General features: G+C 64.3%; 28 protein-coding genes. 8 read left to right on the forward strand and 20 right to left on the reverse strand.

Features of this window, described 5'->3' with window-relative positions:
- Nucleotides 1–141 precede the first annotated feature (141 nt).
- A complete protein-coding gene (locus tag R4P47_RS22105) occupies nt 142–498 on the forward strand; it encodes a hypothetical protein (protein WP_269596366.1) in 357 nt (118 codons plus the stop codon).
- Nucleotides 499–504: 6 nt separating this feature from the next.
- Here R4P47_RS22105 and R4P47_RS22110 read toward each other — a convergent pair whose 3' ends face one another.
- Complete coding sequence (locus R4P47_RS22110) at nt 505–702, reverse strand: PLD nuclease N-terminal domain-containing protein (RefSeq protein WP_317785746.1); 198 nt, start codon at nt 700–702, stop codon at nt 505–507.
- Nucleotides 703–717: 15 nt separating this feature from the next.
- Nucleotides 718–1,728 carry a hypothetical protein gene (locus tag R4P47_RS22115; RefSeq protein ID WP_317785747.1) on the reverse strand — a complete coding sequence of 337 codons (1,011 nt, stop codon included), beginning with the start codon at nt 1,726–1,728 and terminating at the stop codon, nt 718–720.
- 59 nt (nt 1,729–1,787) lie between these two features.
- Here R4P47_RS22115 and R4P47_RS22120 point away from each other — a divergent pair, with 59 nt between their 5' ends.
- A complete protein-coding gene (locus R4P47_RS22120) occupies nt 1,788–2,036 on the forward strand; it encodes a PLDc N-terminal domain-containing protein (RefSeq protein WP_317785748.1) in 249 nt (82 codons plus the stop codon).
- On the opposite strand, the gene R4P47_RS22125 is transcribed toward R4P47_RS22120, so the two are convergent.
- Both R4P47_RS22125 and R4P47_RS22130 read right to left on the reverse strand, forming a co-directional pair.
- Nucleotides 2,018–2,470 (reverse strand): GNAT family N-acetyltransferase, encoded by a 453-nt coding sequence (locus R4P47_RS22125; RefSeq protein ID WP_317785749.1) that lies wholly within the window; start codon nt 2,468–2,470, stop codon nt 2,018–2,020. The two genes, R4P47_RS22120 and R4P47_RS22125, sit on opposite strands and share 19 nt — an antisense overlap.
- Nucleotides 2,457–3,431 carry an aldo/keto reductase gene (locus R4P47_RS22130; protein ID WP_317785750.1) on the reverse strand — a complete coding sequence of 325 codons (975 nt, stop codon included), beginning with the start codon at nt 3,429–3,431 and terminating at the stop codon, nt 2,457–2,459. Before R4P47_RS22130 ends, R4P47_RS22125 begins: the two co-directional genes overlap by 14 nt.
- Before the next feature lie 64 nt (nt 3,432–3,495).
- On the opposite strand from R4P47_RS22130, the gene R4P47_RS22135 reads away from it, so the two are divergent.
- Complete coding sequence (locus tag R4P47_RS22135) at nt 3,496–4,407, forward strand: aminotransferase class IV (RefSeq protein ID WP_317785751.1); 912 nt, start codon at nt 3,496–3,498, stop codon at nt 4,405–4,407.
- A 3-nt stretch (nt 4,408–4,410) separates the two neighbouring features.
- Here R4P47_RS22135 and R4P47_RS22140 read toward each other — a convergent pair whose 3' ends face one another.
- The gene (locus R4P47_RS22140) at nt 4,411–5,559 is read right to left on the reverse strand and encodes a serine hydrolase domain-containing protein (protein ID WP_317785752.1); all 1,149 of its coding nucleotides are present in this window, start codon (nt 5,557–5,559) and stop codon (nt 4,411–4,413) included.
- A gap of 69 nt (nt 5,560–5,628) precedes the next feature.
- Complete coding sequence (locus R4P47_RS22145; protein ID WP_317785753.1) at nt 5,629–6,201, reverse strand: TetR/AcrR family transcriptional regulator; 573 nt, start codon at nt 6,199–6,201, stop codon at nt 5,629–5,631.
- Between the two features lie 101 nt (nt 6,202–6,302).
- Here R4P47_RS22145 and R4P47_RS22150 point away from each other — a divergent pair, with 101 nt between their 5' ends.
- Nucleotides 6,303–7,142 carry an alpha/beta hydrolase gene (locus tag R4P47_RS22150; protein ID WP_317785754.1) on the forward strand — a complete coding sequence of 280 codons (840 nt, stop codon included), beginning with the start codon at nt 6,303–6,305 and terminating at the stop codon, nt 7,140–7,142.
- A gap of 43 nt (nt 7,143–7,185) precedes the next feature.
- Here the strand turns inward: R4P47_RS22150 and rraA are convergent, their stop codons facing one another.
- From rraA to R4P47_RS25160, 3 genes are all read right to left on the reverse strand, one after another.
- Nucleotides 7,186–7,665 (reverse strand): ribonuclease E activity regulator RraA, encoded by a 480-nt coding sequence (rraA, locus tag R4P47_RS22155; RefSeq protein ID WP_094638506.1) that lies wholly within the window; start codon nt 7,663–7,665, stop codon nt 7,186–7,188.
- Nucleotides 7,666–7,689: 24 nt separating this feature from the next.
- On the reverse strand, nt 7,690–8,073 hold the full coding sequence (locus tag R4P47_RS22160) for a DUF5313 family protein (protein WP_094638507.1): 384 nt from the start codon (nt 8,071–8,073) through the stop codon (nt 7,690–7,692).
- Between the two features lie 258 nt (nt 8,074–8,331).
- On the reverse strand, nt 8,332–8,619 hold the full coding sequence (locus R4P47_RS25160; protein ID WP_411567369.1) for a hypothetical protein: 288 nt from the start codon (nt 8,617–8,619) through the stop codon (nt 8,332–8,334).
- Between the two features lie 161 nt (nt 8,620–8,780).
- Here R4P47_RS25160 and R4P47_RS22170 point away from each other — a divergent pair, with 161 nt between their 5' ends.
- The gene (locus R4P47_RS22170; protein WP_317785755.1) at nt 8,781–9,221 is read left to right on the forward strand and encodes an amidohydrolase family protein; all 441 of its coding nucleotides are present in this window, start codon (nt 8,781–8,783) and stop codon (nt 9,219–9,221) included.
- A gap of 21 nt (nt 9,222–9,242) precedes the next feature.
- A complete protein-coding gene (locus R4P47_RS22175; protein ID WP_317785756.1) occupies nt 9,243–9,536 on the forward strand; it encodes a WhiB family transcriptional regulator in 294 nt (97 codons plus the stop codon).
- On the opposite strand, the gene R4P47_RS22180 is transcribed toward R4P47_RS22175, so the two are convergent.
- Nucleotides 9,505–10,257, reverse strand: a complete 753-nt coding sequence (locus tag R4P47_RS22180; RefSeq protein WP_317785795.1) for a MerR family transcriptional regulator — start codon at nt 10,255–10,257, stop codon at nt 9,505–9,507. The two genes, R4P47_RS22175 and R4P47_RS22180, sit on opposite strands and share 32 nt — an antisense overlap.
- 196 nt (nt 10,258–10,453) lie before the next feature.
- Nucleotides 10,454–11,659 (reverse strand): lipase family protein, encoded by a 1,206-nt coding sequence (locus R4P47_RS22185; RefSeq protein WP_317785757.1) that lies wholly within the window; start codon nt 11,657–11,659, stop codon nt 10,454–10,456.
- A gap of 115 nt (nt 11,660–11,774) precedes the next feature.
- On the opposite strand from R4P47_RS22185, the gene R4P47_RS22190 reads away from it, so the two are divergent.
- Nucleotides 11,775–13,367, forward strand: a complete 1,593-nt coding sequence (locus tag R4P47_RS22190) for a succinic semialdehyde dehydrogenase (RefSeq protein WP_317785796.1) — start codon at nt 11,775–11,777, stop codon at nt 13,365–13,367.
- A gap of 24 nt (nt 13,368–13,391) precedes the next feature.
- Here the strand turns inward: R4P47_RS22190 and R4P47_RS22195 are convergent, their stop codons facing one another.
- The 8 genes from R4P47_RS22195 to R4P47_RS22230 form a co-directional block, all read right to left on the reverse strand.
- Nucleotides 13,392–14,795, reverse strand: a complete 1,404-nt coding sequence (locus R4P47_RS22195; protein WP_317785758.1) for a PQQ-binding-like beta-propeller repeat protein — start codon at nt 14,793–14,795, stop codon at nt 13,392–13,394.
- 135 nt (nt 14,796–14,930) lie between these two features.
- Nucleotides 14,931–16,877 carry an MDR family MFS transporter gene (locus tag R4P47_RS22200; protein WP_411567375.1) on the reverse strand — a complete coding sequence of 649 codons (1,947 nt, stop codon included), beginning with the start codon at nt 16,875–16,877 and terminating at the stop codon, nt 14,931–14,933.
- 57 nt (nt 16,878–16,934) lie between these two features.
- On the reverse strand, nt 16,935–17,420 hold the full coding sequence (locus R4P47_RS22205; RefSeq protein WP_068045167.1) for a MarR family winged helix-turn-helix transcriptional regulator: 486 nt from the start codon (nt 17,418–17,420) through the stop codon (nt 16,935–16,937).
- Nucleotides 17,421–17,637: 217 nt separating this feature from the next.
- On the reverse strand, nt 17,638–18,654 hold the full coding sequence (locus R4P47_RS22210; RefSeq protein ID WP_317785760.1) for an ABC transporter ATP-binding protein: 1,017 nt from the start codon (nt 18,652–18,654) through the stop codon (nt 17,638–17,640).
- A gap of 25 nt (nt 18,655–18,679) precedes the next feature.
- Nucleotides 18,680–20,323 carry an ABC transporter permease gene (locus R4P47_RS22215; protein WP_411567370.1) on the reverse strand — a complete coding sequence of 548 codons (1,644 nt, stop codon included), beginning with the start codon at nt 20,321–20,323 and terminating at the stop codon, nt 18,680–18,682.
- A complete protein-coding gene (locus tag R4P47_RS22220; RefSeq protein ID WP_317785797.1) occupies nt 20,289–21,326 on the reverse strand; it encodes an ABC transporter substrate-binding protein in 1,038 nt (345 codons plus the stop codon). Before R4P47_RS22220 ends, R4P47_RS22215 begins: the two co-directional genes overlap by 35 nt.
- Before the next feature lie 109 nt (nt 21,327–21,435).
- Entirely contained in the window at nt 21,436–21,825 is a 390-nt protein-coding gene (locus R4P47_RS22225) for a type II toxin-antitoxin system VapC family toxin (RefSeq protein WP_269596350.1), read from the reverse strand.
- The gene (locus R4P47_RS22230) at nt 21,813–22,058 is read right to left on the reverse strand and encodes a type II toxin-antitoxin system Phd/YefM family antitoxin (RefSeq protein ID WP_149407682.1); all 246 of its coding nucleotides are present in this window, start codon (nt 22,056–22,058) and stop codon (nt 21,813–21,815) included. Before R4P47_RS22230 ends, R4P47_RS22225 begins: the two co-directional genes overlap by 13 nt.
- Nucleotides 22,059–22,147: 89 nt before the next feature.
- Between R4P47_RS22230 and R4P47_RS22235 the strand changes: the two genes are divergently transcribed.
- Nucleotides 22,148–23,242, forward strand: a complete 1,095-nt coding sequence (locus R4P47_RS22235) for a hypothetical protein (RefSeq protein WP_317785762.1) — start codon at nt 22,148–22,150, stop codon at nt 23,240–23,242.
- A gap of 30 nt (nt 23,243–23,272) precedes the next feature.
- Here R4P47_RS22235 and R4P47_RS22240 read toward each other — a convergent pair whose 3' ends face one another.
- Nucleotides 23,273–24,568, reverse strand: coding sequence for a plasmid pRiA4b ORF-3 family protein (locus R4P47_RS22240; protein ID WP_317785763.1), 1,296 nt, complete (start codon nt 24,566–24,568; stop codon nt 23,273–23,275).
- Between the last annotated feature and the right edge of the window lie 55 nt (nt 24,569–24,623).

Raw genomic sequence — 24,623 nt, forward strand, 5'->3', positions numbered from 1 at the left:
CGTCGATCCTTCCCACCAAGCTGAGCTCGGCGTGTCGAACCAAGGACCGGATCAACCGTTATTCAGACAGTCCCGGTAATCAGCACAACCTGCCTGTCCGAGGGACGGACTCGGAGGTCGGCCGTTGCGTACGGTGGGTCGATGATGGTTCTCGGGAGCGGCACGGCTTCGTTGTCGCCGCCTGCGCGCTTCGTGTGGAATGCGCTGATGCATCCCGATCTGCACCCGCACAATCGAGGCTTCGCCTGGCCGGTGATGTTCCAGGACGCGCCGCCGCCTCGGGTGGTCGAGAGCAGTGAGTTCGACCGTGTCGTGTGGAGCTCACCGTGGCCTACCGTTCCGGAAGTGCTGGTGCAGTTCGATTTACGACCGAATACCCAGCTCCGATGGGTGCTGCTGGCTCACGCACCTGCGCCGAGTCTGCAGACGATCGAATGGTTGCGCGCTCAGGCAGGCCATCTGGTGAATGTCGATCTCAGGAGCGCACTCGGTCACTAGCGGCGGCTAGCCGTTGCCGCCGCTCGGCCCGTAGGAGTACCGCTTACCGATTGTGAACCACAGGATCGGCCCGATGATGGGCAGAACGAACGCAACGAGAATCCATGCCAACTTGGCAAAGAATCCCATGTAGCGGTCACGGACGATCGAGAAAACAGCCATGGCGAACAGGGCGAGCGCGACAGCGACACCGGTAGAGGTCATCTGTCGAGACGCAACTCAGTCGGTTCCGCGCAGAGAATCGCGACGTACCGCGACTCGCCGACCACGGTCCACCGGATCCCCCGGGTGCAACGATTGCTGCAACTCAAGGATTGCAGCATCGTCCAACTCCGTGTCGTACGCCCCGGCCGCCCAGTCCCAGTCCTGCGTGGACCACACATAGTGCGTCACCCTCCACTTCGGTGCCCATCCCTCGTCACTGCGGGGACGGCGGCCCAGGAACGTTCTGCGAGAACTGGTATCGAAGCCCCCGTCACCGGCGATGCGAACGTCCTCGGGAGTGAAATTCAAAGGCGCACGAACGGTCAGCGGCGTCGACGCCACCTGGTCTGCGAACCACTGCACGTGCTCGCGGCGCGACGCCCTCGACTCGTCCTCGAGCAGTTTCTGGTACTCCTCGGTGGTGTTTGCGGGCCCGTCCCAGACGAAGAACGCCTCGTCGATCGGTTCGCCCACTGCGAGTTCGACGAACTGCGAACCGATTCCGACTTCGTCGATGCGGTCACCCAGGATGAAGCCGGACTCGACGTCGACCCAGATTCGGAGCGGATACGGCTTGTCCTCCGGCGGAGCCAATCGAACCGTCCAACACTTGCGCCCGGCGAACTCGACGGTCTCCACCGGCCCGGTGGGTTGGGCGAACTCGTTGCTGGCCCATTCGGCGGTACTGCGTTGCTGCAACAAGAATTGGCTGGGCCCGAGGTAGATCACTCTGCCGAGTGGGCCGACGCGAGGCCGGTCGGCCGGGCCCGTGAAGTCCCAGGCGCGCGTGCCGTCGCTGATGAAGATGGGACTGCCGTCGATGCGTTCCACGCGGGTCTTTCGCCCGGATCGCCATACCCGACAGCTGTCTTCGGGCGCGATCAGAACGGGTGGCGTTCCGCTGTAGGTGAATCCGTGACGAAAGGACTCGGGGCTGCCCGCTTCGTGGACTTCCTCGATAGTGCCGCGCAACGGTATGTTCGATTCACTTGTCACAGCCGTGAGCACTTCGATCCACGCGGTCATGGCCGCAGCCTAGTGCGATCTAACTCGACAAGGTGGAGTTCGGAGTCGAAGGGAGTCGGGTGAAAATCAGCGCCGAGGTCAATCCCACACTTCCGCTGGCGTTCGACCTTGCCTGGATGTCCATGGTCGTGTTGTGGCTGGTGCTCGTCGTTGTTGCGTGGGTGTCGATATTTCGCAGCACTCAGTCGCGTAGGGGCACGAAATTCTGGTGGTGCGTATTTGTATTGCTGATGCCGATAACCGGTGCACTGATCTGGTTCGTCGCTCGCCCGCGTAACTCCGACAACGATCAGCGAACGAGTTCGTAGCGAGCCAGCCACAGTCCCGGCAGTACTTCTTGATCTTCGGTGTGTACGAAGCCGAGTGACTCGTACAACCTGCGGGCCGGCGCATTGTCTCGTCCGGTAGCAACCTGAACTCGCTGTCCCACAATCGAATCCAACATCACGTCCACCAAGCCGCGTCCGATTCCTCGTCGATGTGCGTGTGGAGCCACCACCAGGCGATCGATCTCCGCCTCGGACCATGCAGCGGCACCGAGGATTTCGTGATCCTCTCGCGCGACGAGCCAGTGGACCTGTGCGGCGCACAGATCGTCCACCGACTCGTGCAGCAGCGGAATCCTGTTGTCGCCGATCAGTCTTGCTTCGACCGCATACGAACTCTTCTGCACTGCGAGAATCTGCTCGGCGAGGCCGAGGTCGGCGGCAGGGTCGATACCGACGATCTCAATAGCGACCACCAGCGGGAGCCGGCAAAGCGTCGAGTGCAGCGAGGTGATCGGCGCTCAAGGTCAACTCGGCCGCTCCCGCGTTCTCGTCCAGACGCGACGTGCGCCGGGTGCCCGGAATCGGGACCACGTGCTCACCCTGCGCCAGAACCCACGCCAAGGCCACCTGCGCAGGCGTCGCACCGAGCTCGTCGGCGACGGCCGCGATGGCGTCGACGATCACGAGGTTGGCATCGAGGTTGTCCTGGCTGAAGCGCGGCAATCGTGAACGGAAATCGTCTGCGGCAGGCGTGGTTCCGCGAAAATTCCCGGTCAGGAAGCCGCGGCCCAGCGGTGAGAACGGGACGAATGCCGCACCGTTGTCTTGCGTCCACTTCAGGGAGGTCGTGAGGTGGTCGCGCGTCCACAGTGACAGTTCGGACTGCACGGCCGAGATCGGATGCACCTGCTGGGCCCGATCGAGCTGCTCGACGGTGAACTCCGAGACACCCAGTGCGCGAACCTTTCCGGCCTGCACGGCCTCGGCCATCGCGCCGATGCTGTCTTCGACGTCCACCTCGGGATCCGGGCGATGCAGGTAGTACAGATCGATGTGATCGACGCCCAGGCGACGGAGCGAATCGTCGATCGCCGAACGCAGGTGCTCGGGCTTGCCGTTGGGGCCCGAAATGACCGGCTCTCCGGCGTCGCCGATATGAGATTCGAGACCGCCCTTGGTCGCGAGGATCACCTCGTCGCGTCGGCTACCGATGGCTGTGCCGACGACCTCCTCGTTGGTGAACGGTCCGTACACATCGGCTGTGTCGATGAAATTCACACCCAGGTCCAGGGCGTGCCCGATGACGTGATCGGGGCTCTCCGTCCGGTCGTCGGCCTTGTATGCCCAGGTCATTCCCATGCATCCCAGGCCGATGGCACCCACCTCGGGGCCGTCGTTCCACAGGGTCCGGGTCTGTACTGTTCGTGCGCTCATGAACTCGACCATACGACGAGAAATGTGTTGTCGCTCGGACTTGCCGGGCGACTAGCATCGCCGCATGGCTCTTCCACACTCGAAGGTGTATTTCGGCGACCGTTTGGTCGAGGCGCAGGATGCGACGCTCGGAGTAGCGACCTCGGCCGTTCTGTACGGGCTCAGCGTCTACACCGTCTTCCCCGTGCAGGTGGACGGCGATCGGCGTACTGCATTCCGGTTGCTCGATCACTACCAGCGACTGGTCGAGTCCTGCAAGATCATCGGCATCGACACGTTCGCGTCGCAGTGGACGTTCGAGCGGTTCGTACAGGCAACCCGCGACGTGGTCGACGCCAATGCCCCGACGGCCGAGGTCTACGTCCGAGCCACCGTCCATGTGGACGAATCGATTCCCGGAACTCGGGTGCGCGGGCTGCACACCACGGTGTCGATCTTTCTGTACGACGCCAATCCCATTGTCCCGCAGGACGGCATGCGGTTGAAGACGAGTGTGTGGCGTCGAATCCCCGACAACGCCATTCCATCGCGCGCCAAAGTCAACGGTGCGTACGTCAATTCTGTTCTCGCCAAACAGGATGCGATCGACAGCGGTTTCGACGACTGCATCTTCCTCGACATCAACGGCCATGTGTGCGAACTCAGTGCCGCGAACATCTTTCTCGTCCGGAACGGCGTGCTCGTGACCACGGACGTCACCAGCGACATTCTCGACGGCATCAACCGTCGGACCATTCTGACCCTGGCGCGCGAGGAAGGGCTGACGGTTCAGGAGCGGACGGTCGATCTCACCGAGCTGTACATCGCGGACGAGGTGTTCGTCTGCGGCACCTCGGCCGGAGTTGCTCCCGTGTACGAAATCGACGGTCGCGCAATAGGAACCAAGGAAACCGGACCGGTGACGCTGACTCTGCGTAAGCGACACCAGGCCGCGCTCACCAGCGACGAGGTGCACGGCTGGGTGAGCGTGCTGTGAGTTCTACGCCGGGCAGGTCGAGGTGAGTCCGGCGATCAGTGCTTCGGCGGCCGGCTGCTCGAGTGGATCGGCGGCCGGGTTCGGCCCCGCCGTGGTCCAGGCCAGCGATACCTGACGCTGACCGTCCGGGCTCGAGAACGCGTAGGTGCGGTAGCCGAAGCCGTTGCCGCGGTTGCCGAATACGAGCTCGCCCGAGCCCGGGTTGCACGCATCTCCGCCGAGCAGCAGGCCGAGTCCGTACGTGGACGGCGTCACGACCTGCATTTCGTCGATCAGGTTCTGCGGGATCAGCGTGCCGTCGAACAGCCCTCTGAAGAAGGTGTTCATGTCGGCCACGGTGGAGACCACTGCCGCCCCCGCCGACCAGATGCTGGCGTCGTACTCGGTGACGTCGGTGTACGTCCCGTTGTCCAGAACGTAACCGTGCAGGGCATCGGCGTCGAGCGTCGAATCGGTGGGGTATGTCGTGTCCCTCATCTCCAGGGGATCGAAGATCCTGTCCTGCAACGACTGTCCGATGGACTTGCCGTCCAGCTCGGCGATCATCTTCCCGAGCAGGACGTAGTTGGTGTTGGCGTAGCTGAACTCCTGACCGGGCTCGCTCGCCCAGGGCATGGCCACAGCCTGGGCGATCAACTCGTCGTCGGTGACGGCATCGTTCGCCCGCGCGGCGATCTGCTCCGCCGAGTCGAATCCGGTGAAGTAGTCGGGAACACCGCTGGTGTGGTCGAGTAGCTGGCGAACGGTCACCGCCCTCGGGAGCACGCCGGGAAGCAACTCGTCGACCTGCTGATCGAGCTCGAGCTTCCCCTCGTCCACCAGCTGAAGCACGACGGCAGCAACCATCGCCTTGGTGACGCTGGCAATGCGGACCGGGTCGTCGGCCGACGCGGCCTCGGTGCCGTCGCGTTCGACCAGGCCTGCGGCTCCCGACCATGAATCCTCGCCGTCACGTACCTGCGCGACAGCGGCAACGGATCCGGCGTCGACCATGGCGTCCAAGGCCGCCTGGACGTCGTCGGTTCTGATGGTTCCGGTCGAGGGCGTGGTGGTGGTCGACTCGACGGCTGACGGCTCGTCGGATGTGGAGCACCCACTGATCAGCAGGGACGTCGACACTGTGAGGGCGGCGAGGATTCGTAGCTTGCTCATGTCTTCGACGCTAACGCCGCCCTGCGAAGAATTTCAGTGTCAAATGTCAGTGATTTTCGATGGGAGAGGTCAGCGATCGACCTGCCCCGCGCTCGAATCCAGCAGAACCTCGGCCGCAGTCTTTGCCGCAGCGGCAGATTCGGCCAGTTCGGTGATGGCCGCCGTGGTTTGAGCGCCCTCGGCGAGCAACGCGATCTGCAGCCCGACGGTCGGTGCGCAGCCGGCTTCGACGGCCAATCGGGTGACGTAGTCGATGAAGTTCTTCTTGTGCTGATGCGCGGCGTCGGCGACCTCGGGCATGGTTGCGCCCAGTTCGCCGAAGGAGTTGATGAAGGCACACCCGCGGAAGTCGTCCTCGCGAAACCAGTGGTCCAGGAAGTCGAAGATCGACAGCAGTTTCTCGCGAGGTGACGCGTGAACGGCGGCTTCGGCATGGATGCCGTCGTTCCACTGGCGGGTGCGACCGCGAAGAACCTCGGCCACGATGGCGGTCTTCGACGGGAAGAGCGAGTACATGCGTTTGAGAGAGATGCCAGCCGCAGTGCGCAGTTCGTCCATGCCGACGGCCTGAATTCCGCGGGCGTAGAACAGCGCGTCCGCTGCTCGGATCACGTCGTCCCGCCCGAGTTCCGTATTCGTCATCGTCTACCCCTTGCCGAGAGAACCAACGTTCTCTACAGTAGTCCACAGCGGAGAGAACGACCGTTCTCCTGCTCGGCTCAGGACCACAGGAAGGCAGGATCATGGCGCACATCAACGTCGGAACCGAGAACTCCACACCCGTCGAGGTCTACTACGAGGATCACGGCACCGGGCAGCCCGTCGTGCTCATCCACGGCTACCCGCTCGACGGCAACTCCTGGGAGCGTCAGTCGCGGGCGTTGCTCGACGCCGGCTACCGCGTCATCACCTACGACCGCCGCGGATTCGGTCAGTCGAGCAAGCCGACCGTCGGATACGACTACGACACCTTCGCCTCCGACCTGGACAAGGTGCTGACCGAGCTCGACCTGAACGATGTCATCCTGGTCGGATTCTCCATGGGCACAGGTGAACTCGCGCGCTACGCCGCGAAGTACGGCACCGATCGCGTCGCGAAGTTCGCGTTCCTCGCCTCGCTCGAGCCGTTCCTGCTGCAGACCGACGACAACCCCACCGGAGTTCCGCAGTCGGTGTTCGACGGCATCGACAGTGCCGCTCGCGAGGACCGCTTCGCCTGGTTCGACAATTTCTACAAGGACTTCTACAACCTCGACGAGAACCTCGGGACCCGCATCAGTGAGGCTGCGGTCCGCGCGAGCTGGAACACCGCGACCGGCAGCGCTCCCGTGGCTGCCTACGCCGTCGTGCCCACCTGGCTCGAGGATTTCCGCGGTGATGTGGAGAAGGTCCGCGACTCGGGCAAGCCGACGCTGATCCTGCATGGCACGGCAGACAACATCCTGCCGATCGATTCGACGGGCCGGCAGTTCCACAAGGTGTTACCAGAGGCGACGTACGTCGAGGTCGAGGGCGCGCCGCACGGGCTGCTGTGGACGCACTTCCGGGAAGTGAACGACGCGCTGCTCGCGTTTGTGAAGTAAGGACATTGCGGCGGCAGGCATTCAGGCCTGCCGCCGTAGTGGGTCAGACCGCGACGACGCCGTCGTGGTCGCTGTAGACGATCTCGCCCGGGTTGAACGTGACGCCGCCGAAGCTCACCGGGACGTTCTTCTCGCCCGAGCCGGTCTGAGTGCTCTTGCGCGGGTTGGTCCCCAGTGCCTTGACGCCGATCTCGAGCGTGCGCAGAATCGCGGAGTCGCGCACCGCACCGTTGACGATGACACCCGCCCAACCGTTGGTGACGCCGCGTCCGGCGATGATGTCTCCGACCAACGCGGTATGCACGCTGGCATCGCCGTCGACCACCAGCACGCCACCGTTGCCGGGTTCGCTCAGGGTCTGCTTGACCAGCAGATTGTCCTGGAAGCAGCGAATGGTGGTGATGGGGCCCGCGAACTCCGTGTGCTTGCCGAACTGGATGAACTGGGTGTCGCAACTGCGGATATCGGGACCGATCTCGTCGGCCAGATCAGCTGTTGCCTTGAATTCCACAGGTGACGTCATGCGGCACAGACTATCGCTCGCACATCAACCGCGGCCGTGACGCCGTTCGTAGTCGTCACGAGTGCGGTCGACCCGGCTCTGGGCCTTGGCGTTGATCATCTGCGGGTCGAGGCCGTGGATCAGCAGACGATGCCGCCGATAGACGTTCATCAGCGCGATCGAGAAGTAGACCAGCGGAATGAACAGCAGCGACATCATCGCCAGGGACATCCACAGCGGCCCCGGGATCAGCAGGAACAGCAGCAGTAGCGGAACGATCGGAAGAACGAAGCGCGCGATGTAGCGAACCTGGGCGCCATTACCCACCAGATCGTTTCGAACCCAGTCTTGCATCGACGCGGGCAGGACGCGTCCGAACGTGTACCCGAGGAACTGCATGGGGCTCGGGGTAGAGCGATCGGTTGTCATCGCGCAATGCTAGTCCGACCTGTCTTGGTATATGTCACCGTTGACTGCGGTTTATCTCATATGTGACGCTAACGTCAGTTTGTGACGGCGGACCGAAGGACTTCGACAGTGATCGATCGCAGAACCCTGCTCAGCGCTCGGTGCCGCGACGATCTCCGGCGCGGCCCTCTCGACGTTGCCGTCTGCGCTGGCGTCGGCATCGCCCACTCCTGGCACCGGTGGGTTGATCGACGTCCATTCCCACATGGTTCCTGACTTCTAGCTGCGGGAGGCCATAGCGTCGGGCATCGCATTTCCCGACGGCATGCCGAAGTGGCCGTCCTGGTCGGTCGGTGAACACCTGGCAATGATGGACGGTTGCGGCATCGACAGCGCGATCCTGTCCGTCTCGTCACCCGGGGTGCATTTCGGTGACGACGGCAAGGCCGCCGACCTGGCTCGACGCGTCAACGATTTCGCGGCCGGGGTCGTGGCGAGCGAGCCCCGCCTCGGATTCTTCGCGTCGCTACCGCTGCCGAACGTCGTCGACTCGACGGTCGAGGCCATACGGGCGCTCGATCAGCTGGGGGCAGACGGCGTCACGGTGATGTCGAACGCCGGCGGCATCTACCTGGGTAATGCCGTACTGACGCCACTGCTGGCCGCGCTGGACGCGCGATCCTGCGGTGGTCTTCGTGCACCCGACGTCTCCGCCGAATTCTGCTGCAGTGTCACTCGGGCGTCCGGCACCGATGATCGAATTCCTCTTCGACACAGCACGAACCGTCGTCGATCTGATTCTGTTGGGCGTGGTCGATCGATTCCCGAACATCCGCTGGGTGTTCACTCACGGCGGTGGCGTTCTGCCACTGCTGGCCGACCGGGTCGACTTCTTCCGAACCCAGGTAGGTCTGGGAACCCCGACGACGCCGGATGTACTGCAGCGCTTGTGGTTCGACCTCGCCGGAACTCCGGTCCCGCGACAGCTCCCCGCGTTGCTGTCCAGCGTCGGCACCGATCGTCTGGTGTACGGGAGCGACTACTGCTTCACGCCGATCGCCGCGGTACAGGAGCAGCTGCGATCACTCGACGCCGGTGCCGCGGACGGCGGACTCGAGAACTGGCGCGCAGTCACATCCGGCAACACCCGCCGACTACTGTTTCTCTGATCGAAAGGGTGGATGCTGCCGATGAAAACGCAAGCAATGCAACCGATCTCCGAGCACTGGGATTGGCAGATGAACGCTGCCTGTCGCTCGATGCCGGTCTCGATGTTCTACCCGCCCCTGGGACTGCGGGGATACTCGCTGAGAAACCTCGAGCGACAGGCGAAGCTCGTGTGCGATCGATGCCCCGTGATCGCGCGCTGCCTGCAACACGCACTCGACGCGGACGAAAAGTACGGAGTCTGGGGTGGATCGACCGCACACGAGCGGTCCGCGATGGTTCGCGTCAACCCTGACGAGCAGCGTTCGCGACAATGACATCGCGAAGGTACTGCGCCAAGCCCGACGCAATGTCGTTGTAGTGCTTGGCGAATCGCTCGTCCGCGATGTACATCTCCGCCAGGTTGACCTGCATCTCGTGGTTGCAGTCGTAGTGCCGCTCGATGGTCGCCCGGTGCCGCTCGGCCAGTACCCCGGCCTCGGCGGAATCCGGTGACACACCCCGCTGCATCGCGGCTGCGAGATCCGCTTCGAGGAGATCGGCCTCGTCCTTGATGGCCTTCCAGTCGTCCTTGGTGAACGACGCCGTCCGTTCCTGCGACTGCTTCCACGCATCGGTCTCGCCCCACCGCTGCTCGGCTTCCTCTGCGTACTCTTCGCCGGTCCAGTTGTCACCGAAGATCTCGCGCTGCTCCTCGGGAGTCAGTTGCATACCCATCTTTTTCGCCTCCATCATCTTGTCCACGGCCGCAGCCATTGCGTGCAAGTGATCGATTCGCTCGTTCAACAACTCTCGCTGCCGACGCAGATGCGCCATGGCGTCGACCGAGGGATCGTCGAGCAACGCCGCGATGACGTCGAGCGCAAACCCGAGTTCGCGGTAGGTCAGCACCTGATGCAGCCGCTCGACATCGGCCGACGAGTACGTCCGATAGCCCTTCGGGGTTCTACCCGACGGCACCACCAACGCGATCTCGTCGTAATGATGCAGCGTTCTGACGCTGACACCGACCAACCGTGCGACAGCACCGACCTGCATGCCGACCTGGACGTCAACCGAACTGTTCGCGGACGAATCACTCACGAAAGACACTGTGCTGCCTCCCGTGGCGTGAGGGTCAAGCGGTGCTGGCCTTCATGGTCGTTCCGCAGGCTCCACTGCTGACGAGCTTCCATGGTCGTTCCGCAGGCTCCACTGCTGACGAGCTTCCATGGTCGTTCCGCAGGCTCCACTCCTAGCGGGTCACGCGTTCGCACCCGGAGGTGGACTCTCCGGCGAGGCGCTGCCCGAGCCAGTCGTACGCACCGGGACGGCCGTTGGTCTGCGCCACCGAATGATCCCCGGGGACCAATTCGAGGCGAACCGACGCTCCCGCCGCGCACCACTGGTCCTGCACGGCCTCGGCACCCTTCTTGGGGATGAGGAAGTCCTGCAGGCCCTGGTAGATGTAGATCGGTGCGTCCGGCGTCGTCTGGCCCATCCGGTTCTCCTCGACGACGGCCTTGGTGATCGGGTGGTCGAAGACATCGGGCACGTTGGAGAGGTTTCGCTGGTCCAGCAACAACAGTCCCGAATACGACAACACGTCGACGCATTGATCCTTCTGCGCCAAAGCCAGTCGCTTCCCGTTGTCGTTGGCGAGCTCCCGCATCTCCGGGTACTCCCTGGACAATCCGATGGTCGCCGCAGTGAACAGACCGGAACCGATCTGGCCGTTCAGGGAGGTCTGCAAAATCTTGTAGTCGGTCGGCGGGCCACCGAACGCGACACCGGCGATGTTCAACTCAGGCGCGTACTCGGGAGCCAACTGCGCGGCCCAACCCGAGGCGATGGCACCGCCGGAGTAACCGGTGATGCCGATCGGCGCGTCCGCAGCCACTCCTGCACTCTGGGATGCGCGTAAGCCGTCGAGCACGGTCTGTCCGGAGACGAGACCGGCCGAATAGGCCTGCCGAGGACCCTGGTAATCGGTGACGACGACCGTGTAGCCGCGGTCGAGCAGAATTCGAACCTGGTCGATTTCCTTGTTGTTGCCGCGCGGCAGCGTGTACGACGGCGCGCACTGATTACCGAGCGAGTCAGTTGCCTCGTTGTACGCGATGACCGGACGATCTCCGGCTCCGGTCCACGGCGCGGTGGGCGTCAGGACCGTCGTCGCGGCGGCGATGGGTCGGTTCTTCGAATCGGTGGAGCGGAAGAGCAACTGCACGGACGACGCCTCGGGCGTGACCGCGACGTCGCGACGGTTCAGCACCGCGCCGGGCTGCAGGTTCTCGTACCCGGCAGGCGGGTCGAACCATGGATCACCGAGTGAGGTGGGGAGATACGCATCCGGATCGCTCGGCGGAGCGATGAAATCCTGCAGTGGATCGGCCTGGGCCGACCCTGCGAACGACAGCATCAGTGCCGCGGCTCCGGCCAGAACGAATGCCTTGCGCATATATTTCCCACCCTGTAGCTCCGTACGCCCCGACGTCCGGTAGACCACTGACCATCGTGCCACAGGATTCGGTAATTTCGGCCCTGTGAAGTGAGCCGAAGACCAGGTAGGTTGTCTGTTACTCAAAACACTACTCACCAGTAGGGACCAGTCCATGCCAGCACCGTCCGCCTCGACCTTCTCCCGGCTCGCCGATCTCATCGCCATCCCCGACGCCGAATCGCGGCCGACGAAAACCATCACCGAGGTGTTCACCGGCAAGGAGCTGGCGACCATCCCGGTCGGCACCGCCGCCGACGCGACCGCTGCGATCGCCCGCGTTCGTGCAGCTCAGGTGGCCTGGGCCAAGCGCCCCGTGTCCGAGCGCGCCGAGATCTTCCACCGCTACCGCGACCTGGTGCTCGCCCACCGCGACGAGCTGATGGACATGGCGCAGGCCGAGACCGGCAAGTCTCGCGCCGCTGCCCTCGAAGAGGTTCTCGACATCTCGATGACCGCTCGGCACTACGCGCGCACCGCCGCGAAGCTGTTGGCCCCGAAGAAGGTCACCGGCATGCTGCCCGTGCTGACCAAGACTCGGATCCGGTACCAGCCGAAGGGCGTCGTCGGAATCATCTCCCCGTGGAACTACCCGATGACCCTCGCGGTGTCCGACGCCATCCCGGCACTGCTGGCAGGCAACGGAGTGGTGCTCAAGCCGGACAGCCAGACGCCGTACTGCGCACTCGCCTGCGTCGAACTGCTCTACAGGGCCGGTCTGCCCCGTGACCTGTTCGCCGTGGTTCCCGGCCCGGGTTCGGTGGTGGGAACCGCCATCGTCGAGAACACCGAGTACGTCATGTTCACCGGCTCCACCGCCACCGGTCAGCTGTTGGCCGAGCAGGCCGGGCGTCGACTCATCGGATTCTCCGCCGAGCTCGGCGGCAAGAACGCGATGATCGTCGCCAAGGGTGCCAACCTCCGGGAAGTGTCCGACGCGGCCGTGCGGGCCTGCTTCTCCAACTCCGGCCAGCTCTGTATCTCCATCGAACGTATCTACGTCGAGAAGTCGATCGCCGCGGAGTTCACCGAGAAGTTCGGTCAACGGGTGCGCAACATGAGCCTCGGAGCCGACTACGAATTCGGCATCGAGATGGGCAGCCTCATCTCCGAGGATCAGATCAAGACGGTCTCGGCCCACGTCGACGACGCCAAGGTCAAGGGCGCGACCGTCGTCGCAGGCGGCAACGCACGTCCCGACATCGGCCCGCTGTTCTACGAGCCGACGCTGCTGACGAACGTCACCGAGGACATGGAATGCGCGGCAACCGAGACCTTCGGGCCGCTGGTGTCGATCTACCCCGTCGCCGACGTCGACGAGGCCATCGAGAAGGCCAACGACACCGAGTACGGACTCAACGCCAGCGTGTGGGCCAAGACCAAGGCGCAGGGTGAAGCCATTGCGGCGCGGCTGCATTCGGGCACCGTCAACGTGGACGAGGGCTACGCGCCGACGTGGGGCACCACCGGCGCTCCGATGGGCGGCATGGGCGTGTCCGGTGTCGGACGCAGGCACGGTACCGAGGGGCTGCTCAAGTACACGGAATCGCAGACCATCGCGACGACGCGTCTGCTCAACCTCGGTGGGCCGCGCGGACTTCCGCCGAAGCTGTGGGCAAAGATCATGCCGCCCTTCGTCAAGGCGCTGAAGTACATTCCGGGTCGGTAAGCAGCGTCGACGACGGGGGAAGATCTATCTCGCTCGTAGCAGCGAGATGCTCAGTGCCCTGCTGTAGATCGAGTCGGTGTCGATCGAGTCGCAGTCGACTCGATCGAACATCGGCCACGACTGCCGATCGATTCCCTCGTCGTCGAACGTCGCCACGGGGATGTCCCATACCGTGGATCCGGTTCTGACGTCGATTCCGCGCAGAACTTCCGGTCCGAACAGCGTGGCTACGTCGCCGTCGAGGGCGCCGACCTCCGCGAAAGCCCCCGATTCTCGACTCCACAGCGTGGTCCCGGTGTCGAGGTCGATCGCGGATTCGGTGGCCGTGTCGGTGTTGCGCAGCAGTGCAACCGAACCCGTGACGGCGTAGGCCAGTCCGTTGGTGGACAGGAACGCCGCGGCGGGGCCGGTGATGTCCGACGGAACGGCCCAGACCAGACTCTCGTCGGTCCACACGGGGTCGGGATTCGACGGCCGATAGCCTCCCGTTCCGAGCAGTAGCGGACTCGACTCGGCGGGGGAATCGAACGTCGGTTGCTGCAGGGTCACGGAATCCGTTGCAGCGAGAACGGTTCCGTCGGTGTCGACGATTTCCGAACCCACGATCGCATTCGGGTCCGAGCAGTCGGCCCGCGCCACCCGCACTGCGCCGTCGCGCGAGGCGACGCCCGATCGGGCGCAGTCGGGAACCGTTCTGGACCAGAGGTTGTCGCCGGTGTCGAGGTCGAAGGCGAACACTCCTCGGCCGTCGTCGAACAACCCGATTTCGTTCTCGGTGTGCAGCGTGGACGCGAACGGTGCGTCAGGCGAGGCCGTGGAATCGAACTGCACCGACCAGTCCGCGTCGAGGGCGTCCGCAGTGCCGCGAGACACCGTCGCCCTCGCACCATCACGCACCGCCCGGGAGGTGTACACGTGGCCGTCTGCGGTGGTCAGACTCGTGATCGGAAAGGCCGTGTCCCGAGTGCTCGATTCTCCGGATTCGGTGTCGACAGTGAGGATTTCGGATGTAGTGCCGGTGTTGCCGCGGTAGCAGACGACCTGCCCGTCGACGAATTCCTCACCGCAGCCGACGATATCGTCCGCGGGGGCACGCCAGCGCACCGAGCCGTCTGCGATGCTCGCGCCCACCAGGGTCGCGTCGACGAACTCCCTGCCGTCCAGGCGGCCGACGAGCGTTACGACCGTCGACCCGTCGGAGATGGATCCCGAGTGCATCGAATCGGTGTCACTGCCCTGGACGGGATCGCGGAACTGGCCGCCCTCGATACCCGCATCCGAGGGAGTGAGAGTCCACCCGAGTCCGGGAGCGGACCCCGTTGCACCGTCGATGGGGGCGCCGGGCGTCCGCTCTTCGGTTGCGCACGAAGCGCAGACGAGCGCTGCTACCAGGACCGCGGCGGCGGAGATCTGGAGGCGACGTGTCATGAGCGATTCTCCCGCCTGTGCAGAACCGAAAGAAGGTGGCCGGTCCGTTCTTGGAGCATAGAGAACGAAAATTCCCCGCACTCCCGGTGGGGGTGCGGGGAACCGCCGTAACGCTTGGCCTGGTCGGCGGTGGACCTAGTTGACGCTGTGTCCGTTCAATCCTGCGTGTGCGTAGTGATTGCGACTGTCGGGAATGTGGTTGTCTCCCAACACTCGAGCGATCTGCTGCTCGCTGAGTCCGAGGCGACGGAGCCGCTCGCACACTGCATCGAAATCGAGCATCTTCGCATCGAGTTCCTGCTGCAGTTCGATCACTTCGGCGCGGATGGTCTCGGCCTCGTCCAGTGCGGCCAACGTGTCCTTCGGCTCGGGTAGCAGCAGGGCGAGCAGTCGATCACGTGCGTCGGTGCTCAGACCCTCGAAGGGGCGCTGTCCCGGTTGAGCCTCGTGCCGACCCTCGGCGCGACGATGGGCGTCGTACTCGGCCTCGCGCTCGGCGGAGACGTACTCCTGCGTGTCACCGAAGGACGGAATCTCGGCGAGCTGGTCCTGCGGCTCGTCCTTGGGTCCCTGCGCAGGGGTCGTCGCGATGTCGATCGTCTGGCGCAGAGGGCGATTCGGAATGAAGATCACCGCGATCAGCGTGACGATCGCAACGAAGCCGGCGATCATGAAGATGCGTCCGGTCGCGTCACCGTAGGCCGTGCGGACGACTTCGAGGACCGGCGCGGGCAGTGCGGTGAGATCGAGTGATCCACCGCCACCCGACGAGCTGTCGACGCCGAGCTGGGCCAGGCCTGCTGCGGACTTCTCGGCAACCCGAGTTGCCAGGAGCGAGCCGAGAACCGAGACGCCGATCGCGCCGCCGAAGGTACGGAAGAACGCAACCGTCGACGATGCCGCACCGACGTTCTGCACACTGACCGTGTTCTGCACTGCGAGAACGAGATTCTGCATCAACATGCCGGTACCGAGGCCGACGATGGTGATGAAGATTCCGACGGTGACCAGGCTGGTGGCGTGGTCGATCGTGCCCAGGAGCAGGAATCCGACGACCAACAGAACGGATCCGGTGACGATGAACGGCTTCCACTTACCGAACTTGGTGATTAGCTGACCCGAGCCGACGGAGGCGACGAGCATGCCGAACACCAGTGGGATGGACAGCAATCCGGCTTCGGTCGGGGTGTAGCCGCGAGCGGTCTGGAAGTACTGGCCGAGGAAGGTGGTGGCTCCGAAGAGGCCGACACCGACGGCGATGGACGCGACGATAGCCAAGCCGGTGGTGCGTTCGGTGACGATCTTGAGCGGGATGATCGGCGACTTGTGACGCGCCTCGACGATGATCGTCAGGATGAGCAGCAGCACTCCGCCGCCGACCAGGTAGGCCGTCTCACGGGAGAGCCAGGCGTAGTAGTCGGCCTTGCCTGCGAACGAGACCCACACGAGGAGAACGGAAACACCTGCGGTGAGCAGAAGTGCACCGAGCCAGTCGATGGAGACGTTGTCCTTGCGGATGGTCTTGATGTGCAGGGTCTTCTGCAGCAGGCCGAGGGCGACGACGGCCAGCGGTACGCAGACGAAGAAGCACCAGCGCCAGCCGAGCGGGCTGTCCACGATGACGCCGCCCAGGATCGGGCCACCGGACATCGACACGGCCATGACGGCACCGGTGTAGCCGGAGTAGCGGCCGCGATCACGCGGGGAGACGATGGTGCCGATGATGGCGATGACGAGAGCCGTCAGACCACCCATGCCGATGCCCTGCACCACGCGTGCGGCCAGCAGGACCGGCACGTTGTGCGCGAAGCCGGCGATCAGTGAGCCTGCGACGAAGATGAGAATCGCGCTCTGGACCAGCACCTTCTTGTTGAACAGGTCGGCCAGCTTGCCCCAGATGGGCGTCGATGCGGCGTTGGCCAGCAGTGCGGTGGTGATGACCCAGGCGTACGCGGTCTGCGAACCCTTCAGATCACCGATGATGGTGGGCAGTGCCGTCGAGACGATAGTGGTGCTCAGCAGCGCGGTGAACAGCGCGGCGAGCAGGCCGGTGAGGGCTTCGAGGATCTGGCGATGCGACATCGCGTCGGGATCGACGACTGCCTGATTGGGCGGAGTATCCGCAGATGTGGTCATGTCTTATCTCGCAATCGATTCAATACGTGCCACGTCCTGATGCTGGGCGTGGGCGTCTTCGGTGAAGGTGTCGTTCAGTTTGCGGATCGAGTCGAGTGCATCGAGTGCCTCGTCCTCGCTCCAGCCGCTCAACATTTCTGCCAGGCGGCGTGCGCGTCTGTTCCAAATTTGTGTCAGTCGAACCTGACCGATGTCCGACACACAGACCCGTGACGCCCTTCGGTCGTCGGGATCGGGATGTCGATCGATGTAGCCGAGGTCGACGAGGTCCGCGATCTGCCGGCTGAGGGCCGACTGACTGACGCACAGCCTGCTGGCGAGGTCGGTCTGCCTGCATTCACCCTCGGTCGCCAGGATGGCCAGAACTCCGGTCAGGGCCTGCGGCAGTGGTGAATCCTCGACTCCGGTGGTCACGGCCCGCTTCAGCGTGCGCCCGAAGAGGAAGACCTCTTCGACCAACGACTCCGCTGTCGTGGATTGAACTGCCATGAGTACTCCAACGCCGATGTTCATTTACTTGCTGTCTGCAACCATATATATACATACATGCGCTAAGCAAATAATATTCCTGTCTGGTGGATCACAGTGCTGGGTCCGCTGCTGATCGGGGGGATCCGGACGGGGATCGGCTCCCCGGATATGGATTTGCGCCTCCGATCGCAGTCGGAAATCCGAAACTGGGGAGCCGATCCGCGGTCGAGGGTGGCTACCGCGGGTAGAAGAACGACCGCCGGACGGTCAGCGCGACGGTGTCACCCACCTCGGGACGCGGTCCGCGTACCGAGCAGCGGAAGTCCACATCGCCGGAGCGCACCAGAACATCGCTGGCGTCGCGGCCGAAGAGTGACGAGGTGACGGTTCCTTCTATCTCGCCGTCGGGCACGATTTCGATGTCGGTCGGCAGGATCGCAAGCGTCCCCGGGCCGGCACCGTCCGCGGCGAGTGTCAGGGAGCCCGAGGTGAAGGTGCCATGGGCGACCGTGCCGTCGACGAGGGTGGCGTCGGACAGGAAGCGAGCGACGAACGCCGAGTTCGGGGCGCGCACCACGTCCTCGGGTGTACCGATCTGCGCGATGCTGCCCCGATCGAGGACGACGACCCGGTCCGCGAGGGCAAGGGCCTCGGTGCGATCGTGCGTGACGTGTACGACGGTCAGACCAGCTGCTCGCGTCAGAGATCTCAGCTCGAGGCGAAGCCGATCGCGTAGTGGTTCGTCCAAGGCGGAGAGCGCCTCGTCGAGCAGTAGTGCCCGTGGCGAGCCGACCAGAGCGCGCGCGAGGGCGACGAGTTGCCGCTGGCCACCGGACAGCGTCGACGGGTCCCGGTTCTCGAGCCCGGGCAGCCCGACGAGCTCGAGCACGTCGGCGACCTTCTTCGTTCGCTCCGGTTTGGAGACCTTGGCCAGTTCGAGTGGGTAGGAGACGTTGCGCCCGACGCTGCGGTGCGGCCACAGCGCGTGCTGCTGAAACACCATGCCGAGCTTGCGCGACTCGGGCGGCGTCGAGAGTTGCTCGCTGGCAACCACATCCGGGCCGATGGAGATCGAACCGGCAGTCGGGGTCAGGAAGCCGGCGACGGTACGCAGCAGCGTGGTCTTACCGGAGCCCGACGGCCCGACGAGTGCGACGAACTCTCCGTCGGCAATCTTCAGGTCGATGCCCTCCACGCCGACCGTGCCGTCGTGGTACCGGAGGCCGAGACGTTCGATCGTGATGGCGGACATCGGTTCTCTCTTCTCAGCGTTGGATCTACGGTCGTCCGGCTCGGGTGGAGGCGACGAGGCCGAGGCCCGCGAATCCGACGAGCGCGACGAGTAAGGACAGGGCAGAGGCGGCGTTGTAGTCGCCGGCCTGCTGCAGGTTGAATATGGAGACGCCGAGGGTCTGTGTGCCCGGAGCGACGAGGAGCACCGACATGGTCAGCTCGCGCACCGCAGTGAGAGCAACGAGCACCGCACCGGTGACTGCAGCGGGGATCGCCATCTTCCACGGCACGTCCCACAGCGATCGAAGATGTGACGCGCCGGAGGATCTGGCCACTTCCTCGAGTGCTGTCGGAGTGGAACTCAGCGGTGCTCGAACGGCCTGGACGACGATCGCGAGGAACGCCATCACGTAGGCGCACAGGATGACCCACTTGGTGTCGAACAGGCCGGTGTAGCGGCCGATGATCAACCAGCCGACTGCGATGACGAGGCCGGGAATCGCCTGCGGCAGCATCGCCGCGAGATCCAGGCCGACGTTGTCGCGAGACCTGGTGCGGGTGGTCAGTACCCCGATGGCCAGGCCCAGGAATCCGCAGACGATTGCGGCTCCCAAGGCCAGCGTCACCGAATTCTGAATGCCGACGAGGGTTCCCGGTGCGGTGACCGCGCTCTCGATACTCTGCAGCGTGAGGTTGCCCCAGGTGAGCGGCACGCCGGGGGCAGGAAGCAGGGCCTGCGTCGCCAACGCCAGGATCGGCAGGACCGTCAGAACGAGGCCGAGGATCCATGCAGCGAGACCTGCTGGAATTCGGCTGCGGCCCAACGGAAGTAGCTGCGGGGCCGTGACCGCACCGTCGAGCTGAACGGAGCGACGCCCCAGAACGCGGTCGAGTGCGACCGCGACCACGGCCAGTGCGAGGAGTCCGATGCCGATGGTGGAGACCACCTCCAGTGGTCGATCGACGGTGCCCGACTGGATGTATCGGTACACCATGGTCGACAGGGTGACGTAGCGCTCGGGCAGTCCGACCAGCGCCGGGATGCCGAAATCGGCCAGATTGGACACGGCCGTCAACGTCAGCGACGCCAGGAGGGCAGGACGCAGCAGTGGCAGCGTCACATCGCGCATGGCTCGCCAGGGAGATGCCCCGGCAATTCGAGCCGCCTGTTCCAGATCGCCGGGTACGCGTCGGAGCGCCGCCGAAATGATCAGGTACGCAAGCGGATACGAGTGGACCGTCAGCAAGAAGATCACTCCGTCGCCGCCGTAGATGTTCCACAGCGGTCCGCCGCCGAAGGCGTCGTTCCAGTACGAGTTGATCATCCCGCTCGGGCCGAGCAGGCCCGTCCAGGCGATCGCGCCGACGAACGGCGGAATCAGCAACGGGCTGAGCAGAATCAGGCGCAGCACCGATCGGCCCGGCAGATCGGTGCGATCGAGAACGAGGGCCATGATGGTCGCGATCACCACCGCCGCGGCCGCCGCCACACCGGCCGACACGACGCTGTTGGTCGCGGCCGACGCGATTCCGCCGTCGAGCAGCTCCTGTATGTGGTTGCCGCCCAATCCGATCGAGACCACGGCCGCCAGCGGAGCGCCGATCAGGGCCAGTACGGCCAACCACAGGCAGGCGCGTACCCAGGTGACGCGGTCAGCCAAGAAGATCGTTGAACGTGGCGACGGCATCAGGCTGGGACGCGGTGATGGTGTCGAGGTCCGGGTTCAGTAGCTCGATGTCGTCCAGTGCGGGTGCACCCTCGGGCGTGCCGACGTCGGACCGGACCGGCAGGTACTGCTGCTCGACGGCGAGCTCCTGACCGCGCTTGCTGACCAGGAAGTCCACGTACTTCTGTGCAGCCTCCTGATTGGCCGAGTCCTTGAAGATTCCGGCCGGTTCGGAGATGTACGGGACGCCGTCGGTCGGGTACGACGCGGCGATGGGCGAGCCTTTCTCGGCCAACTCGCGCACCAGGTAGTCGACGACTATCCCGACCGGCTGGGTGCCGGCCGCAACGGCCTGAGCGACGGGGCCGTTGCTCTCGGCGACCACCGGTTCGTTGGCGACGAGGTCGGTGAGCCACGGAAGGCCGAGGTCTTCCTGACCCAACCAGACGGCGGTGTTGAACGCTGCCGCCCCGGACACATCGGGATTGGGCAGCGTGATCCGGCCCTTGTACTGGGGGTCCGCCAGGTCCTTCCACGACGTCGGGGGCTGCGAGACGGTCCCGGTGTTGTACGCGATGACCGTCGGGATGATGCGGGTTCCCACGTAGTAGCCGTCGGGATCGACGACGTTCGGGTCGAGCGCGTCGACGTCGGCCGGGGTGTACTGCAGCAGCAGGTCGTCGGCCTTGTACTTCTCGAACGTGGGGGCGTCCGCAGCGAGCAGAACGTCGGCACCGATGGAGCCGGTCTGCCGCTCCGACGCGATGCGCGCGTTGAGATCTCCGGTGCCCGCGCGGAACACCTGCACATCGATCCCGGGGTTCTCTGCGGTGAACTCGGCATTGAGTGCGTCGATCTTCGCCTGCGGCTCCGAGGTGTACACCGTGAGAGTGCCGCCGGCCCCGTCGCCGTCTCCAGCGGCTTCGGGAGCCGCAGGCTCGGAGCAGGACGCGAGGGTGAGAGCGGCTGCGAGACCGAGGATTCCACCGGTGGCAACGCGACGAACAGTGTTCACTAGGTACATCTCCTGGAAGCATCGAGCACGGAAGTTGCTCATGCTTCCGACCTGAATCGACACGCAGACATGTGTTGTGGGAACTGCACGTGTCGCCGGGGTGAACGACTCGATGGCTTCAGGGGCTGTGGATCTCGACCAGTTCTTCGATGCCTCGAAGATCCTCGGCATTGCGGGTCATCAGTCGAGCACCGTGAGCGTGTGCGGTCGCCGCGATCATCAAGTCGAGCGCTCTCGCTTGTGGGCGGCGGCCGCTTTCTCGAACCGCTGCTGCCAGCCGACCGTAGCTTCGGGCAACATTGGCATCCACTGCAAGAGGTTCGAAGCGGCGCTCGACCGCAACCAATCGCTGAAGTCTCAGCGCGCGCTGTTCGGATGTGGAAGCAACCAGAACTCCGAAGTGAAGTTCTGCCAGGCTGATGGCGCTGATCGCGACTTCCCCTGCGACGCGATCGAGCGAGTCTCCTATCAGGACGCTGGTGTCGAGCACCGTCCTCATCGCTGCCATGGGTCCTGCATCACGTCGTCGATGTCGATCAGATCGTCGGCAAGGGTCGGGTCGCGTTCCGAGTCGAAAACATCGGCGACGTCGTCGAACGTGTTCCATTGCTTTCGCTCTGCCGGCCCCAACAAGGCGCTGGGCCGTCCGGCGACCGTGATGAGCATCGACTCGCCTGCCTCCGCGCGCTTGACATAGTCGGACGCGTGCTGCCGAAGCTCTTTCAATCCGATGGACTCCATATCGAAAGGGTAGCACTTGTGCTACTCGGAGTTCGGGGTTGTCGTACCCCTCGCCTACTCTCTCGACCACATACATCCGGGGGGACATCATGAGCAACCGCAGGTCGCGCAGCAGAAAGACCAGTCGCAAGGCCTACATACAGGCTCCGCGTGAAAGGGAAGCCCTTTTCTGGCCGACCATCCTTCTCCAATTCTCCGATTGGCTGATCGAGAACAGCTGGGCCACAGACCAGTTGACGGCTTTGGCGGCAGCGATGACAATCGATCGATCGGTCCGCGAGCGGAACGTGAGCGTGTACGGCGCAGATTTTCCGATCGACATGTTCTGTCTCGATGATCACGAGTACTTCGACTTCGATGAGTATGAACAGTCGCCGAGAGAGCGTGACGAGATCCGCCGCGCCGTCCATCTGTTCGGTAGGTTCGTCATCGCTGAGCGATTGTCGCCATCTCAGAACGAGGAGATCTCGAGGGAGATCGGGTCCTCGACTGCAGTCGCGCCGGTGCCCAGTTCCTCGGTGTCGCCAGGGCGCGCAAGCCCACTGAGTACACCGATAGTCGTCTCGCTCCTGCAGCGTTTGGCAACGTGGGCTGCGACCGAGCGCTGCGCGACATCGGCCCGCATCGACTACTGGAACGACTCGGCCGAGATCGTTGCTGCACTTGGGATTCCTGGTTTCGACAGTGTCGCTACACAACCGGACTTCATGGCGATGGTGAATTATCGATCGGTGTTGGATACCGCCCGTAGGGTCGGTGTTCTCGAGAACGCGGGCCAGAATTACACCCGCGGACCCGAAGCCGGTGCTTGGGTGGTGTCTCCGAGTGCAGACCGAACTCGCGCCGCCGTGGTCGAGGCGTACGGATCCTGCTTGACGCCTGTGTACGACTCCGGCGATGATTCCGTGCAGTCCGAGCTCGTGGCAGGCTCGGCTTTGGCGACCACCGTGCTCGCGCGCAGCCTCGTCGGTGATCCGGTCGGGGAGTCGGAGGGTGTCGTCCTGGGGACGATGTCCGACCGCAAGTTGATCCAGACCGTCACGACACTCCGGTTCATGTCGATGTTCGACCTCGGATTGCTCGTCAAGGTGAACGACAAGTTCTGCGTACCTGACCCTCTGGCACCCCTGTTACTCGAGGCGCTCGATCGGGATCGTCTGCGGCGCACAGGGCGCGCCTCATGACCTGATACGCGGCCGGTAGCCCATTCTGGTTCATGAGCCGAGTGCGTGTACCGCGAACTGCCGTCCCCAATCCGGTCCGGCCCCTTCACGACCCAAGGTCGACGGCACAGCGCCGATCAGAGTCAGGAAGTCCAACGTCGGTCGAGCGAGGTACTGGGCGTAGGGTCTCTCCCTCTCGGGGATCATCCATCCGAGCGCCTCGAGGCTGCGGAAGACGAGCGAATTGCGTTCGTCTACAGAGCAACTCGCCGCAACCGTCACGAGGAGCAGTACGCCCGCATCCTTTTCGTACTGCTCGCGCCCAACGGGCATCCGCGCCGCGGCGTGCGACCACAGGCGAACCGGGTCGGTGGCGAGGGAATTACCGAGACGGGTGCGAAGAAGCCGCCCCCTCAGGACGCGAACGAGTCCGAGTTGCGTCACAGCAGCCCGAAGCCAGTGCACCTGTTGATGGTCCACCTCGCGGTTGGAGCTTCCGAACCATCTGGTACCCCACTCGAGTTCGGCACGCATCGCCGCAACGTCCCTGGGCGGCACATAGCCTGCAGCGGTCAGCGTGATTCCGTCTTCGCCCACGCGCGCCAGCATCCACATCAGCTTCTCCATCGCCGACGCCGCCACTGCGGGGTCCACCTGAGCCGCGTCGACATCGACGCGTGCGAGAACATCGGGAAGATCGGGGTGATACTCGAGGGGCCCGCGTTCGAGAAGCGAGCCTAGTTTGGGTAGTCGATCCCGTACCTGGCTCGCCAACTCCGTCACCGCGCGCCGCAACGCGATTCTGTTGTTCGCGTCGGCCACCGCGAAGCGCTCGTCGAAGTCTCCCGCCCAGAGCTTCATGTGGTCGTGTTCAGGATGGTCGGTATCAGCGAGAACCTTCAGCAGTTCGTCGTAGCCCGACGAGCCGCCGCAGTCTTCGGGTGGGCAGGCGCGGCCCCCGTCCAGACAAGCGGCAGTACCGGCAGCAGTCGATATTTCTTCGACGACCAGGTGGTGTGTCCATCCGTCACCGAAGTCGTACTCGTACCCGAGAGGATCCCCGACGGCACCGAGGACGTCGTCGACTCGAACGCCGTCCTCGGGCGTCCCGGTGCCGTCGTCCCACTCCTCGAGCGAGGACTTCATCTCGTAGCGTCGAGTGCTTCGAAGAGGATCGTCGCCGACGAAGAACATGTGCAGATGTCGGTCTTCCCAACCCATGACGTCCTGAATGACGTCGTGGAGCTCGGGCAGTGTGGCGTCGGAGGCGATGGTGAATCGCCGCCACACCACAGGCTCGACGTCGGCCAGAGTCACCTTGATCGTCAGCATCGGAACATCGTCCATGATGTGCGAGATGTTCGTCGAGCACGTCCCCGCGGGGACGTTGTCGGCGATACAG

Origin of the sequence: Rhodococcus sp. IEGM 1370, from assembly GCF_033142325.1 — a bacterium.
GTDB lineage: Bacteria > Actinomycetota > Actinomycetes > Mycobacteriales > Mycobacteriaceae > Rhodococcoides.

Coding starts and splice junctions, on each gene's coding strand:
- R4P47_RS22105 (WP_269596366.1), top strand. CDS start 142: ATGATGGTTCTCGGGAGCGGCACGGCTTCGTTGTCGCCGCCTGCGCGC.
- R4P47_RS22110 (WP_317785746.1), bottom strand. CDS start 702: ATGACCTCTACCGGTGTCGCTGTCGCGCTCGCCCTGTTCGCCATGGCT.
- R4P47_RS22115 (WP_317785747.1), bottom strand. CDS start 1,728: ATGACCGCGTGGATCGAAGTGCTCACGGCTGTGACAAGTGAATCGAAC.
- R4P47_RS22130 (WP_317785750.1), bottom strand. CDS start 3,431: ATGAGCGCACGAACAGTACAGACCCGGACCCTGTGGAACGACGGCCCC.
- R4P47_RS22135 (WP_317785751.1), top strand. CDS start 3,496: ATGGCTCTTCCACACTCGAAGGTGTATTTCGGCGACCGTTTGGTCGAG.
- R4P47_RS22140 (WP_317785752.1), bottom strand. CDS start 5,559: ATGAGCAAGCTACGAATCCTCGCCGCCCTCACAGTGTCGACGTCCCTG.
- R4P47_RS22145 (WP_317785753.1), bottom strand. CDS start 6,201: ATGACGAATACGGAACTCGGGCGGGACGACGTGATCCGAGCAGCGGAC.
- R4P47_RS22150 (WP_317785754.1), top strand. CDS start 6,303: ATGGCGCACATCAACGTCGGAACCGAGAACTCCACACCCGTCGAGGTC.
- rraA (WP_094638506.1), bottom strand. CDS start 7,665: ATGACGTCACCTGTGGAATTCAAGGCAACAGCTGATCTGGCCGACGAG.
- R4P47_RS22160 (WP_094638507.1), bottom strand. CDS start 8,073: ATGACAACCGATCGCTCTACCCCGAGCCCCATGCAGTTCCTCGGGTAC.
- R4P47_RS25160 (WP_411567369.1), bottom strand. CDS start 8,619: ATGGCCTCGACCGTCGAGTCGACGACGTTCGGCAGCGGTAGCGACGCG.
- R4P47_RS22175 (WP_317785756.1), top strand. CDS start 9,243: ATGAAAACGCAAGCAATGCAACCGATCTCCGAGCACTGGGATTGGCAG.
- R4P47_RS22180 (WP_317785795.1), bottom strand. CDS start 10,257: ATGCAGGTCGGTGCTGTCGCACGGTTGGTCGGTGTCAGCGTCAGAACG.
- R4P47_RS22185 (WP_317785757.1), bottom strand. CDS start 11,659: ATGCGCAAGGCATTCGTTCTGGCCGGAGCCGCGGCACTGATGCTGTCG.
- R4P47_RS22195 (WP_317785758.1), bottom strand. CDS start 14,795: ATGACACGTCGCCTCCAGATCTCCGCCGCCGCGGTCCTGGTAGCAGCG.
- R4P47_RS22200 (WP_411567375.1), bottom strand. CDS start 16,877: ATGTCGCATCGCCAGATCCTCGAAGCCCTCACCGGCCTGCTCGCCGCG.
- R4P47_RS22205 (WP_068045167.1), bottom strand. CDS start 17,420: ATGGCAGTTCAATCCACGACAGCGGAGTCGTTGGTCGAAGAGGTCTTC.
- R4P47_RS22210 (WP_317785760.1), bottom strand. CDS start 18,654: ATGTCCGCCATCACGATCGAACGTCTCGGCCTCCGGTACCACGACGGC.
- R4P47_RS22215 (WP_411567370.1), bottom strand. CDS start 20,323: ATGCCGTCGCCACGTTCAACGATCTTCTTGGCTGACCGCGTCACCTGG.
- R4P47_RS22220 (WP_317785797.1), bottom strand. CDS start 21,326: ATGTACCTAGTGAACACTGTTCGTCGCGTTGCCACCGGTGGAATCCTC.
- R4P47_RS22225 (WP_269596350.1), bottom strand. CDS start 21,825: ATGGCAGCGATGAGGACGGTGCTCGACACCAGCGTCCTGATAGGAGAC.
- R4P47_RS22230 (WP_149407682.1), bottom strand. CDS start 22,058: ATGGAGTCCATCGGATTGAAAGAGCTTCGGCAGCACGCGTCCGACTAT.
- R4P47_RS22235 (WP_317785762.1), top strand. CDS start 22,148: ATGAGCAACCGCAGGTCGCGCAGCAGAAAGACCAGTCGCAAGGCCTAC.
- R4P47_RS22240 (WP_317785763.1), bottom strand. CDS start 24,568: ATGGACGATGTTCCGATGCTGACGATCAAGGTGACTCTGGCCGACGTC.